This window comes from Pseudofrankia saprophytica (assembly GCF_000235425.2).
In the GTDB taxonomy this organism is placed as follows: Bacteria; Actinomycetota; Actinomycetes; order Frankiales; family Frankiaceae; genus Pseudofrankia; species Pseudofrankia saprophytica.
In genome coordinates this window covers 225,629-238,279 of record NZ_KI912267.1, presented here as the reverse complement: position 1 = coordinate 238,279, position 12,651 = coordinate 225,629, and the positions used below count along the sequence as shown (strand labels likewise).

10 protein-coding genes are annotated in these 12,651 nt (G+C 76.1%); 6 read left to right on the top strand and 4 right to left on the bottom strand.

Annotated elements, in window-relative coordinates:
- Positions 1 to 24 precede the first annotated feature (24 nt).
- Genes FRCN3DRAFT_RS0235550 through cobJ form a run of 5 tightly spaced genes read left to right on the top strand, consistent with a single transcriptional unit; the run spans position 25 to position 9,068 of the window.
- Complete coding sequence (locus FRCN3DRAFT_RS0235550; protein WP_007520412.1) at positions 25 to 1,635, top strand: cobyric acid synthase; 1,611 nt, start codon at positions 25 to 27, stop codon at positions 1,633 to 1,635.
- A complete protein-coding gene (locus FRCN3DRAFT_RS0235545; RefSeq protein ID WP_007520414.1) occupies positions 1,632 to 5,378 on the top strand; it encodes a cobaltochelatase subunit CobN in 3,747 nt (1,248 codons plus the stop codon). The genes FRCN3DRAFT_RS0235550 and FRCN3DRAFT_RS0235545 overlap by 4 nt, the downstream gene beginning before the upstream one ends.
- Positions 5,375 to 6,733: a nitrite reductase gene (locus FRCN3DRAFT_RS0235540; RefSeq protein ID WP_027141236.1), complete on the top strand. Its 1,359-nt coding sequence runs from the start codon at positions 5,375 to 5,377 to the stop codon at positions 6,731 to 6,733. The genes FRCN3DRAFT_RS0235545 and FRCN3DRAFT_RS0235540 overlap by 4 nt, the downstream gene beginning before the upstream one ends.
- Positions 6,727 to 7,374: a precorrin-8X methylmutase gene (locus tag FRCN3DRAFT_RS0235535; RefSeq protein WP_007520307.1), complete on the top strand. Its 648-nt coding sequence runs from the start codon at positions 6,727 to 6,729 to the stop codon at positions 7,372 to 7,374. Before FRCN3DRAFT_RS0235540 ends, FRCN3DRAFT_RS0235535 begins: the two co-directional genes overlap by 7 nt.
- Positions 7,371 to 9,068, top strand: coding sequence for a precorrin-3B C(17)-methyltransferase (gene cobJ / locus FRCN3DRAFT_RS0235530; RefSeq protein WP_007520308.1), 1,698 nt, complete (start codon positions 7,371 to 7,373; stop codon positions 9,066 to 9,068). Before FRCN3DRAFT_RS0235535 ends, cobJ begins: the two co-directional genes overlap by 4 nt.
- Here the strand turns inward: cobJ and cobF are convergent.
- From cobF to mftA, 4 genes are all read right to left on the bottom strand, one after another.
- Positions 9,034 to 9,792 (bottom strand): precorrin-6A synthase (deacetylating), encoded by a 759-nt coding sequence (gene cobF / locus FRCN3DRAFT_RS0235525; protein ID WP_007520310.1) that lies wholly within the window; start codon positions 9,790 to 9,792, stop codon positions 9,034 to 9,036. The genes cobJ and cobF overlap by 35 nt on opposite strands.
- 2 nt (positions 9,793 to 9,794) lie before the next feature.
- A complete protein-coding gene (mftC, locus tag FRCN3DRAFT_RS0235520) occupies positions 9,795 to 10,967 on the bottom strand; it encodes a mycofactocin radical SAM maturase (RefSeq protein ID WP_425343364.1) in 1,173 nt (390 codons plus the stop codon).
- Positions 10,968 to 11,125: 158 nt separating this feature from the next.
- Positions 11,126 to 11,473, bottom strand: coding sequence for a mycofactocin biosynthesis chaperone MftB (gene mftB, locus FRCN3DRAFT_RS0235515; protein WP_007520314.1), 348 nt, complete (start codon positions 11,471 to 11,473; stop codon positions 11,126 to 11,128).
- A 76-nt stretch (positions 11,474 to 11,549) separates the two neighbouring features.
- Positions 11,550 to 11,678, bottom strand: a complete 129-nt coding sequence (mftA, locus tag FRCN3DRAFT_RS50805) for a mycofactocin precursor MftA (protein WP_007520315.1) — start codon at positions 11,676 to 11,678, stop codon at positions 11,550 to 11,552.
- 91 nt (positions 11,679 to 11,769) lie between these two features.
- Between mftA and FRCN3DRAFT_RS0235505 the strand changes: the two genes are divergently transcribed.
- Positions 11,770 to 12,651, top strand: an 882-nt coding sequence (locus FRCN3DRAFT_RS0235505) for a glycosyltransferase (RefSeq protein ID WP_232794349.1), incomplete at its 3' end; no start/stop codon positions are given.

Sequence of the window (12,651 nt, the reverse complement as noted above, 5' to 3'; positions counted from 1 at the left end):
TGGCTCGCCGCGCCGGAGCGCCACATGACCGGGGCGCGCGGCGCGCTGCTCGTCGCCGGGACCACCTCGGACGCGGGCAAGTCGGTGCTGACCGCGGGGATCTGCCGGTGGCTTGCCCGCCAGGGCGTGCGGGTGGCCCCGTTCAAGGCGCAGAACATGTCGCTGAACTCGTGGGTGACCGCCGACGGCGCGGAGATCGGCCGCGCCCAGGTGATGCAGGCCGCCGCCGCCGGCGTGGAGCCGGAGGGGGCGATGAACCCGGTGCTGCTCAAGCCGGGCGCCGGGCACCGCAGCCAGGTCGTGCTGCGCGGCCGGCCGGTCGCGGAGGCGGGCGCGCTCGACTACCGCGCGCTGAAGGGCCGGCTGTTCGGCGAGGTGCTCGCGAGCCTCGCCGACCTGCGCTCCCGGTTCGACGTGGTGGTCTGCGAGGGCGCCGGCAGCCCGGCCGAGATCAACCTGCGGGCGACCGACATCGCGAACATGGGCCTGGCCAGGGCCGCCGGCCTGCCGACGATCGTCGTGGGTGACATCGACCGCGGCGGGGTGTTCGCCGCGATGTACGGCACCCTCGCGTTGCTGGAACCGGCCGACCAGGCGCTGGTCGCCGGGTTCGTCGTCAACAAGTTCCGCGGCGAGCGCGCCCTGCTGGAACCGGGGCTCGACATGCTGCGGGCGCTCACCGGCCGGCCCACGCTCGGGGTGCTGCCGTGGCGCGACGGACTCGGGCTCGACGTGGAGGACTCGCTCGGCCTGCCCGCGCCCGGCGAGACCCGGGGCGACCCGGACGGCCCGCTTCGGGTGACGGCCGTGCGGCTGCCGTTCCTGAGCAACTTCACCGATCTCGACGCGCTCGCCGCCGAGCCCGGCGTCGCGGTGCGCTACGCCGACCGGCCCGAGGACCTCGACACGGCCGACCTCGTCGTGCTTCCGGGCACCCGGTCGACGGTGGCGGACCTGGGCTGGCTGCGCCGGCGTGGCCTGGACGGGGCGCTCGCGCGCCGGGCGGCGGCCGGGCGGCCGGTGCTCGGCGTCTGCGGCGGCTACCAGATGCTCGCCGCGACGATCGTCGACGACGTGGAGAGCGGCGCGGGCCGCGTCGACGGCCTCGGGCTGCTGCCGGTCACCGTCCGCTTCGCCACGGACAAGACCCTGGGCCACCCCAGCGGCGTCGCCTACGGCCAGCCCGTGCGCGGCTACGAGATCCACCACGGGGTGGCGACCGTGCACGGCGGCGAGCCGTTCCTCGACGGCTGCCGGGCCGGCGCGGTCTGGGGCACGACCTGGCACGGCGCGCTGGAGAACGACGGCTTCCGCCGGGCGTTCCTCGCCGACGTCGCGGCGGCCACCGGCTCGCCGTGGCGGCCACGCGGCGAGGTCTCCTTCGCGGCCGTCCGGGAACGTCGCCTCGACCTCCTCGGCGACCTCGTCGGCGACCACCTCGACACCGGCGTGCTGCTGAAGCTGCTCACCGACGGCCCGCCGGCCGGCCTCGAGACTGTCCCACCCGGCGGTCCGCCGAGCCCGACGCCCGCTCCCGACCCGCCCGTTCTCGCAGGCCTCGCGCGGGGCATCACGCCCGCGCCGAGGCCCGCCCACCCGCGTGGATCTTCGCCAGACCTGGGGAGCCGTCCGTGATCGTGCTGCTGTCGACGTCCGACACCGACCTGTCGTGCGCCCGCGCCACCGGGGAGGACTACCGGCTGGCCAACCCGGCGCGCCTCGACGCCGCCGACCTGCCGCGGCTGCTCGATGGCGCCGACGTCGTCGTCCTGCGGCTGCTCGGCGGCCGGCGGACCTGGCCGGACGGCGTCGACGCGCTGCTTGCCGGCGGCCTGCCGCTGGTGGTGCTCAGCGGGGAGCTCGTCCCCGACGCCGAGCTGATGGAACTGTCCTCGGTGCCCGCCGGGGTGGCGGCGCAGGCGCACGCCTACCTCGCCCACGGCGGCGTCGACAACCTGCGCCAGCTGGCCCGTTTCCTGTCCGACGCGCTGCTGCTCACCGGCCTCGGCTTCGACCCGCCGGTGCCGACCCCGGCCTGGGGCGTCCGGCCCAGGCCCGGATCCGCCCCGGATCCGGCCGTCGCGATCCTCGCGCCGCGGCCGACCGTCGCGATCCTGTACTACCGGGCGCACGAGCTGGCCGGCAACACCGCGTTCGTGGACGCGCTCGCCGACGCCGTCGAGGCGGCCGGTGGCCGGGCGCTGCCGATCTTCTGCGCGTCGCTGCGCACCGCCGACGCCGAACTGCTCGCCGAGCTCGGCCAGGCGGACACGCTGGTGACGACGGTGCTGGCGGCCGGCGGCGCAGGGTCCGGCGCGATCCCCGCCGAGGTCGGGGCGGGCGGGCGCGACGAGGACTGGGACATCGGCGCGCTCGCCGACCTGGACGTCCCGATCCTGCAGGCGCTGGCCGTGACGTCGTCGCGGTCCCAGTGGGAGGCGAGCGACGACGGCCTCTCGCCGCTGGACACCGCCACCCAGGTCGCCATCCCCGAGTTCGACGGACGGATCATCACCGTCCCGTTCTCCTTCAAGGAGATCGACGCCGACGGCCTGACCCGCTACGTGCCCGACCAGGAACGGGCGGCCCGGGTCGCCGGCCTCGCGGTCCGCCACGCCCGGCTGCGCCACGTCCCAAACGCCGACAAGCGGATCGCGCTGATGCTGTCGGCCTACCCGACGAAGCACGCGCGGATCGGCAACGCCGTCGGCCTCGACACCCCCGCCAGCGTGCTCGCGCTGCTGCGGGCGATGCGGGCCGCCGGCTACGACGTCGGCCCCGCGGACGGCCCTGGAGCCCTGCCCGGCCTCGCCGCGGACGACGGGGACGCGCTCATCCACGGCCTCATCGCGGCCGGCGGCCAGGACGAGGACTGGCTGACGGCCGAACAGCTCGCGGGCAACCCCGTCCGCATTCCCGCCACCGTCTACCGCACCTGGTTCGAGACGCTGCCGGCCGAGCTGCGCGCCGCCGTCGAGGAGCACTGGGGCCCGGCACCCGGCGACCTGTTCGTCGACCGGTCGGCCGACGCGGACGGCGAGATCGTGCTCGCCACCCTCACCGCCGGCAACGTCGTGATCCTCATCCAGCCGCCGCGCGGGTTCGGGCAGAACCCGATCGCCATCTACCACGACCCCGACCTGCCGCCGAGCCACCACTACCTGGCGGCCTACCACTGGCTGCGCCACGGCCCGGAGGCGCCCGGAGCCGGGCTCGGGGCGGGGGTCGGGAAGGGGCTCGGCACGGGGCTCGGGACGGGGTTCGGCGCGCACGCCGTGGTGCACGTCGGCAAGCACGGCAACCTCGAATGGCTGCCCGGCAAGGCGGCGGCGCTGTCCGCCGGCTGCGCGCCGGACGCCGCGCTCGGCGACCTTCCGCTGGTCTACCCGTTCCTCGTCAACGACCCGGGCGAGGGCACGCAGGCGAAGCGGCGGGCGCACGCCACCGTCGTCGACCATCTCGTCCCGCCGATGGCCAGGGCCGACAGCTACGGCGACATCGCCCGCCTGGAGCGCCTGCTCGACGAGCACGCGCAGATCGCCGCGATGGACCCGGCGAAGCTCCCCGCGATCCGCGCGCAGATCTGGACGCTCATCGAGGCGGCGAAGCTCGACCACGACCTCGGCCTCGCCGACCGGCCGCACGACGCCGAGTTCGACGAGTTCATCCTGCACGTCGACGGCTGGCTCTGCGAGATCAAGGACGCGCAGATCCGCGACGGCCTGCACGTCCTGGGCCTGGCGCCGACCGGCGAGGCCAGGATCAACCTGGTGCTGTCGATGCTGCGCGCGCGCCAGCTGTGGGGCGGGGCCGTCGCGCTGCCGGGGCTGCGCCAGGCGCTCGGCCTCGACGAGGCGGAGGGGACGGTGCGCACCGACACGGTCGAGGCCGTCGCGCGGGCGCTCGTCGCCGGACTGGAGGACCGCGGCTGGGAACCGACGGCCGTCCCGGAGGTGGTCACGGAGATCCTCGGCGAGGTCCTCGATGACCTCGACGATTCCGCGGGCGGGGACGACGTCGACCGGGACGCGGTGGCCGCCGTGCTGACGTTCGCGGCCACCGAGGTCGTGCCGAGGCTCGCCAGGACCACCGACGAGATCGACCGGACCCTGCACGCGCTCGCCGGCGGTTACGTTCCCGCCGGGCCGAGCGGCTCGCCGCTGCGCGGCCTGGTCAACGTCCTGCCGACCGGGCGCAACTTCTACGCCGTCGACCCGCGCGCGGTCCCGAGCCCGCTGGCCTGGGAGACCGGCCGGGCGATGGCCGACTCGCTGCTGGCCCGCCACCTCGCTGACACCGGCGAGTACCCGCGCTCGGTCGGCCTGTCCGCCTGGGGCACGTCGGCGATGCGGACGTCGGGGGACGACGTCGCGGAGATCCTCGCGCTGCTCGGCGTCGCCCCGCTGTGGGACGAGGCGTCCCGGCGGGTGCACGGGCTGGAGCCGATCGGGCTCGCCGAGCTCGGCCGGCCCCGCATCGACGTCACCGTCCGGATCTCCGGGTTCTTCCGCGACGCGTTCCCGCACGTCGTCGACCTGCTCGACGACGCGGTCCGGCTCGTCGCCGACCTCGACGAGGACCCCGAGCACAACTACGTCCGGGCGCACGCCGAGGCCGACACGGCCGAGCACGGGGACCGGCGCCGGGCCACCACCCGCGTCTTCGGCTCGAAGCCGGGCGCGTACGGCGCCGGGCTGCTCCCGCTGGTCGACGCCGGCACCTGGCACGACGACGGCGACCTGGCCGAGGTGTACGCGGCGTGGGGCGGGTTCGCCTACGGCCGCGGCCTCGACGGCCGGCCAGCCCGCGACGACATGGAGGCGGCGTACCGGCGGATCAGCGTGGCGGTGAAGAACACCGACAGCCTCGAGCACGACATCGCCGACTCCGACGACTACTTCCAGTACCACGGCGGCATGATCGCGACGGTGCGGGCGCTGACCGGGCGCGGTCCCCGGGCCTACATCGGCGACTCGACCCGGCCCGACGCGGTGCGGACCCGCACCCTCGGCGAGGAGATGGCCCGGGTCGTGCGCGCCCGGGTCGTGAACCCGCGCTGGATCGCCTCGATGCGCCGTCACGGCTACAAGGGCGCCTTCGAGCTGGCCGCGACCGTGGACTACCTGTTCGGCTACGACGCGACCGCGGGCGTGGTGGCCGACTGGATGTACGAGGCCGTCACCCAGGCGTACGTCCTGGACGAGGAGAACCAGAAGTTCCTGGCGGACGCGAACCCATGGGCGCTGCACGGCATCGCCGAGCGGCTGCTGGAGGCCGTCGACCGCGGGCTGTGGGAGGCGCCCGCGCAGGCGACCCTGGACGCGCTGCGCGACGTCTACCTGCGTGCGGAGGGAGACCTCGAGGGGCGCGCGCCGTGAGCCCCGGGCGGCCCCGGGCCGACCGCTGCCCCGGTGCCCTCGTCCTGCACGAGGCGGCCGACGGCGGGCTGGCCAGGATCCGGCTGCCGGGAGGCCTCGTCGACGGCGGGACGCTGGCGGCGCTCGCCGCGCTGGCCGCGTCCTTCGGCGAGCACGGCGCGGTCGAGCTCACCTCCCGCGGAAACCTGCAGCTGCGCGGCGTGCCGGGGGGTCGGCGAGTCGAGCTGGCCGACCGGGTCGCCGAGCTCGGCCTGCTGCCGTCGGCCACGCACGAACGGGTCCGCAACATCGTCGCCTCGCCCTTCGCGGGTCTGACCGGCGCCGGCGCCGGCGCCAGCGCTGACGGCGGCGCCGGCGACGGTGCGCCGCCGGCGGGCGGCGGCGGTGCCGCGGCGGCGGGCGGCGGCGGTGCCGCGGCGGCCGCGCGGCTGGAGGACCTGGTACGTGGGCTCGACGAGGCGCTGTGCGCCGACCCGGAACTCGCCGGGCTGTCCGGCCGCTTCCTGTTCGGCCTGGACGACGGAACCGGTGACATCGCGGCCCTCGCGCCGGACGCCTGGGCCGCGCCCGCCGCGGCGGGGCACTGGTGGGTCGGCCCGGCCGGCGTGGCGGTCGACGACGCCGGCGTGGTCGGCGAGCTGCTGGCCGCGGCGCGCGCCTTCCTGCGTGCCGCCGCCCCCGGAGGTACCGGGGGCAACCACTCTCTCTGGCGGGTCCGCGACCTCCCCGACGGCGGCGCGGAGCTCGCCGCCGGGCTGCGAGCCGGTCGGGCCGCCGTGCTCCGCCCGGCCCCGCGGCCGGCCACGCACCCGGTCGGGGTCTGGCGACGTCCGGACGGAGGGCATGCCGCCGCCGTTCACGTTCCCCTCGGCCGGCTGACGCGCCCGGCGGCCGACCTGCTCGCGGCCGTCGCCGCGGCCGCCTGCCCGGGCGGCGGTCGAGACCAGGCCAGGCCTCGTGACGAGCCGCCGCTACGGATCACCCCGTGGCGGTCGGTCGTCGTACCCTGCCTGATGGACCCGTCGTCCTTCGCCGCCCGCGCGCGGCGGGCGGGCCTGGTCACCGACCCGGCGTCGATGTGGACGAGGGTCACCGCCTGCGCCGGCCGTCCCGGCTGCGCGAGCGCGCTCGCGGACGTGCGGGCCGACGCCGCCCGCGCGGTCGCCGCCGGCCTCGTCACCCCGGTCGACGCCGCGCCGTCGGCCTCGTCGGCCTCGTCGGGCGTCCGGGCGCACTGGAGCGGCTGTGCCCGCCGCTGCGGACAGCCGTCCGGTCCGCACGTGGAGGTCGTCGCCGGCGCCGCCGGCTATCTGGTCCGCGACGCGGGCGTCGAACCGAAGGAGTCCCGATGGTGACCGATACCAGCCCGCGCTACGACTACGAGCGCGACGGGGCGGCGATCTACCGGCGGTCGTTCGCGACGATCCGCGCCGAGGCGGACCTCGCGGCCTTTCCGGCCGACCTGGAACACGTCGTCGTCCGGATGATCCACGCCTGCGGCATGGTCGACCTGCCCGCGGACGTCGAGGCCAGCCCCGGTCTGGTCGGCGCCGCCCGCGCCGCGCTGCGGTCCGGGGCGCCGGTGCTGTGCGACGCGCAGATGGTCGCCAGCGGGATCACCCGGCGCCGGCTGCCCGCCGACAACGAGATCATCTGCGCGCTCGGCGACCCAGGCGTTCCGGAGCTCGCCGCCCGTCTTGGCACCACACGGTCCGCGGCGGCCCTGGAGCTGTGGCGCGACCGGCTCGCCGGCGCCGTCGTCGCCGTCGGGAACGCCCCGACGGCGCTGTTCCACCTGCTCGAGATGCTGGGTGCCGGCGCGCCCCGGCCGGCCGCCGTCCTCGGCCTGCCGGTCGGTTTCGTGGGCGCGGCCGAGTCCAAGCGCGCCCTCGCCGACAACCCGTTCGGCCTGCCCTACCTCGTCGTGCACGGCCGCCGCGGCGGCAGCGCGATGACGGTCGCCGCCGTCAACGCGATCGCCTCGGAGGCACTGTGACCACTTCGCCCGCCGGGCCCGGGCCGGGCACCGGCACGCTGTACGGCGTCGGGGTCGGCCCCGGGGACCCGGAGCTGGTGACGGTGAAGGCCGCCCGGCTGATCGGGCGGGCCGAGGTCGTCGCGTACCACGCGGGCAGGCGGGGCCGGTCGCTCGCCCGGGCCAGCGCGGCGCCCTACCTCCCCGCCGGCGCCGTCGAGGAGGAGCTCGTCTACCCCGTCACCCGCGGCGGGACGGACCACCCGGGCGGCTACCAGGGGGCGATCGACGAGTTCTACGAGCAGTCCGCGGCGCGCCTGGCCGCGCACCTGGCCGCCGGCCGGGACGTCGTGCTGCTCGCCGAGGGCGACCCGACGCTCTACAGCTCGTTCACCCACATGCAGCGCCGGCTCACCCCGAGGTTCCGCTGCGTGATCATCCCGGGCGTCACGTCCGTGTCGGCGACCGCCGCCGCGGCGGGCGTCGCCCTGGTCACCGGGGAGCAGACGCTCGCGGTGCTCCCGGCGAGGATGCCGGCCGACCGGCTGCGCCAGCTGGCCGGCGAGGCGGACGGGCTCGCGCTGATGAAGGTGCGGGGCGACCTCGACGGGGTGCGCCGGGCGCTCGGCGGCGCGGGGCGGCTCGACGGCGCCCTGCTCGTCAGCCAGGCCAGCCGGGAGGGCGAGCGGGTCACCGCGCTGCGCGACCTGGCCGCGGACGAGGACGTCCCGTACATGTCGATGGTGCTCGTGCCCGGCGCCGGCGCATCCCCTGCCGCGGAAGCGGCCGTCGGCCCAGGCACGTCTCTGGCCCAGGCCGCGGCCGGCGGCGCCCGGCCCGCCGATGCCGGTGCCGAGACGGGCCCTGTCACGGGCCCTGTCACCGGCTCCGTCACGGTCGTCGGGCTCGGGCCCGCCGGCGTCGAGTGGCTCACGCCGGAGTCGGCCGCGGCCCTGGCGGCGGCCGACGACGTCGTCGGGTACCGGACCTACGTCCGGCGCGTCCCCGACCGGCCGGGTCAGCGCCGGCACCTCACGGACAACCGGGTGGAGGCCGAACGGGCCGTCTTCGCGCTCGACCTGGCGCGCCGCGGCCGCGGCGTCGCCGTCGTCTCCTCCGGTGACCCGGGGGTGTTCGCGATGGCGTCGGCGGTGCTGGAGGCGCGCGCCGAGGGCGGCTACGCGGACGTGCCGGTCCACGTGCTGCCCGGGGTCACGGCGGCGAACGCCGTCGCCGCCCGGGTGGGCGCGCCGCTGGGCCACGACTACTGCGTCGTGTCCCTGTCCGACCAGCTCAAGCCCTGGTCGCTGGTCCTGCGCCGGCTGAGCGCCGCCGCGGCGGCCGACCTGGCGCTCGCGCTCTACAACCCCGGCTCGAAGACCCGGCGGGACCACATCGACGAGGTCCGCGTCTGCCTGCTGGAGCATCGCGACCCCGACACCCCCGTCGTCGTGGGGCGGGCGGTCGGCGGCCCCGGCGAGCGGGTCGAGGTGATCCGGCTCGCCGACCTGTGCGCGGACCACGTCAACATGCGCACCCTGCTCATCGTCGGCTCGTCCAGGACCTGCTGGGACCGCGAGACCGGCACGGTCTTCACCCCCCGCCATCACGACGGGGTGGTGAGCACGGCGCCCGGAACCTCGCGGACCGCCGACCTGTCAGCGGATCCGGCGGAGATCCTTACCGCCGACGTCGCAGGAGGTACACGTCCATGATCCAGCCCTTGCGGGCGCGGGCCTCGCGCTTGACGGCCGCGATCCGGGCGCTGAGCTCGGCGAGCGGGCCGGCGAGCGCGATCTCGTCGTCCCCGCCGAGGTAGGCGCCCCAGTAGATGTCCCAGTCGGCCGCGTCGAGGCCCTGCCAGGCCGCGGCGCCGTCGAGCATGACGACGACGGAGTCGAGGCCAGCCGCCTCGGCCGCCAGCCGCCGGCCGGTGGTGATGTGGACCGACCCGCCGACGGTGTTCAGCGGGATCCGGTGCCGCGCGGTCAGCGCCTGCACGCTGGAGATGCCGGGAACCACCTGGACGTCGACGTCGACCAGCCCGCGTTCCCGGATGTCGTCGAGGATGCGCAGCGAGCTGTCGTAGAGCGCCGGGTCGCCCCACACCAGGAACGCGCCCCGGCCGCCCTCGTCGAGCTCCGTGAGCAGGGCCTTGGCCCAGACCGCCGCGCGCGCGGCGTGCCAGCGGCGCACCTCGGCCTGGTAGTCGGCGGGCGCCCGGTCCCGCTCCGGCTCGTCGACCTCGACGACCCGCAGACCGGGCCCGGCGTACGCGGCGCAGACCCGGGCACGCAGCGCGTTCAGGTCGGCCTTCGCCTCGCCCTTGTCGACGGTGAACAGGACGTCGGCGCTGGCCAGCGCGCGGCTGGCCGCGTGCGTGAGCGACTCCGGGTCGCCGACCCCCATCCCGATCAGCAGCACGACCCGCCGCGGCACGGTCAAAGGACGCTGAGAGGCAGGCGGCGGCGCTTGCTGTGGTCGTTGTCGATGATCGGCAGGCTGTCCGGGTTGACGGCGGCCAGCGCCGCCTCGCCGTGGCCGAGCACGCATTCCGGGTCGGGGCCGTCCAGCGGCAGGCCGGTGAAGAACTTCGCCGCCATGCAGCCGCCCTGGCAGGCGTCGTAGTGGCCGCACGAGGTGCACGCGCCGGGGTTGTCGGGCTCGCGCAGCTCGGTGAACAGGTCGGAGGACCGCCACACCCGCGCGAACCCGCCCTCGTCGAGCACGCTGCCGGCGCGGAAGTGCTCGTGCAGCGCGAACGGGCAGGCGTAGACGTCGCCCACCGGGTCGATCAGGCAGACCACCCGGCCCGCGCCGCACAGGTTCAGGCCCGGCAGCGCCTGGCCATAGGCGGCGAGGTGGAAGAACGAGTCCCCGGTGAGCACGTCGGGCCGGGCGAGCAGCCAGCCGTGCAGGTCGCGCTGCTGCGCGGCGGTCGGGTGCAGCTGTGCCCACGAGTCCTGGCCGCGCCCGGACGGGCGCAGCCGGGTGACCCGCAGCTCGGCGCCGTGGTCGGCGGCCAGCGCGGCGAACGAGTCCAGCTGGCCGACGTTGTGCCGGGTGACGACCACCGACAGCTTGAAGGCGCCGAAGCCGGCGTCGGCCAGGTGCGCCATCGCATTGCGCGCCCGGTCGTAGGAGCCGAGGCCGCGGACCGGGTCGTTGGTCATCGCGTCGGCGCCGTCCAGCGAGATCTGGATGTCGACGTAGTCCAGCGCCGCGAGCCGGCGGGCCTTCTCCGCGTCGATCATGCCGCCGTTGGTGGAGAACTTCACCCCGACGCCGTGGTCGACGGAGTACTCCAGCACCTCGAAGAAGTCGGGCCTGGTCATCGGCTCGCCGCCGCCGACGTTGACGTAGAAGACCTGCAGGTCGGCCAGCTGGTCGACGACCGAGCGCATCTGGGCCGTGTCGAGCTCGCGCGGGTCGCGCCGGCCGGACGACGACAGGCAGTGCACGCACTGCAGGTTGCAGGCGTACGTCCACTCCCAGGTCAGGCAGATCGGCGCCTGAAGCCCGCGCAGCAGCTCCTGCTGCAGCGAGGCGCTCGCCGGCGCCGGCGTGAGTGCCGGCGCCGAGGACGCGAGGGCGGCGGTAACGGCCGCGGGCACACCCGCGCTCGGCCGGGCCAGGTCGGTGATGCTCACTGTCGCCTCCGTCGGGCTGGGGCTGGGGCTGGGCGGAAGTGGTTCTGAGCCGGTCGGCGTGGCGGGGCGAATCGGTGTGACGGGGCGCATCGGCGTGGCTGGGCGAGTCAGCGTGGCTGGGCTCAGCGTGGCTGGACGAATCCGGTCTCGACGAGCCGGGCGAGCGCGCGTTCGACGGCGGGGCGCTTGGCGGCCGGCACGGCGGCCAGCGCGTCGCCAGCCGACGGCGCGTCGGCGAGCGCGCGGACGACGGCGACCAGGTCGACGTCCTTGAGCAGCGACAGCCGGCGGGTGTCGTACGAGTAGGCCAGCGCGCCGAAACGCTCCGGGCGCAGGGCGACCTTCGGGTGCAGCCGGTATGGCCGCGCCGGGTCGAAGGACGCCCCCGACGGCCGGGCGAGGGCGTGCGCCGGGGTCGGGGCGGAGGTGGGCGCGCCGTCCGGCGCGCCCACGGGTGTCGTGCCGGTCATCCGCGGGGGGTCTGGCCAAAGGGCGTGCGAAAATGCTCTTCCTTCGCACGCTCGGCGGCCGTTGTCCCAGGAGTCATCAGTAGACGCCGCACATGCCGTCGATGGAGACGTCCTCGACGAGGAGGTCCTCCACGATCGGCTCGACCGTGGCGCTGGTCTCCGTGCCGGCAAGCGCGATGTCCGTCGTCGGGGCCGACGAGTCCATACCGTTTCCTCCTGTGAGTCGAGTGCTGCCGCTGCCAGCTGACTTTCATGTGCAGTGTGACCCGGAAACCTCCGTTCTGTCGCGCGGAAAGGTGTTGTTAGGTGGTTCACCACTGTGTCTGCTGACGTTGTCCGCCGCTGGTGGCGGTGTTTGGGAAGCGCTGCTGGCCGGCCAGCCGGTGGGGGAGGCCGGGCCGGGCGCGGGCGCGCTCGCCCGCCGGCTCGTCGAGGCCGGCCTGGCGCATCCGGCCCCGCCGCCGCCGTCGCCGGGGTGCGCCGCCGGCGTGACGGCCGTCCTGCCGGTCCGTAACCACGCCCAGGGGCTTGGACGGCTGATCGCGGCACTCGCCGGCCGCTGCGCCGAGGTGATCGTCGTCGACGACGGCTCGACCGACGGCACCGCCGCGGCCGCGGCCGCCGCCGGCGCGCGGGTGCTGCGCCACGAACGCCCGCTCGGTCCGGCGGCCGCCAGGCTGGCGGGCGCGGCGGCCGCGATGACTCCGCTGGTCCTGTTCTGCGACGCGGACGTGCTCCCGCAGGACGTGCTTTCGCCGGATGTGCTCCCGCCGGACTCCGACTGGTTCGGCGTGCTGCTCGGACACCTCGCGGACCCCGCCGTGGGGGCGGTCGCGCCGCGGGTCGCGTCGCCGGTGCCGCCGGGTGCCCGGGCCGGGCTGCTGGCGCGCTACGAGAGCGCCCGCTCGCCGCTGGACCTCGGGCCGCGTCCGGCCGGCGTCCGGCCCGGCTCGCGGGTCTCGTACGTGCCGTCGGCGGTGTTGCTGATCCGCCGCGAGCTGGTCGGTTTCGACCCGGCGATGCGCTACGGCGAGGACGTCGACCTCGTCTGGCGGATCGTCGGCGCCGGCTGGTCGGTCCGCTACGAGCCGGCGGCCGTCGTGCACCACCGGCCGCGCGCCACCTGGGCCGGCTGGGCGCGCCAGCGGTTCGGCTACGGCTCGTCGGCCGGTCCGCTG

Excerpts from the sequence above, each read along its gene's own strand:
- FRCN3DRAFT_RS0235550 (WP_007520412.1), top strand. The coding sequence starts at position 25 with ATGACCGGGGCGCGCGGCGCGCTGCTCGTCGCCGGGACCACCTCGGAC.
- mftB (WP_007520314.1), bottom strand. The coding sequence starts at position 11,473 with ATGACCGGCACGACACCCGTGGGCGCGCCGGACGGCGCGCCCACCTCC.
- FRCN3DRAFT_RS0235535 (WP_007520307.1), top strand. The coding sequence starts at position 6,727 with ATGGTGACCGATACCAGCCCGCGCTACGACTACGAGCGCGACGGGGCG.
- mftA (WP_007520315.1), bottom strand. The coding sequence starts at position 11,678 with ATGGACTCGTCGGCCCCGACGACGGACATCGCGCTTGCCGGCACGGAG.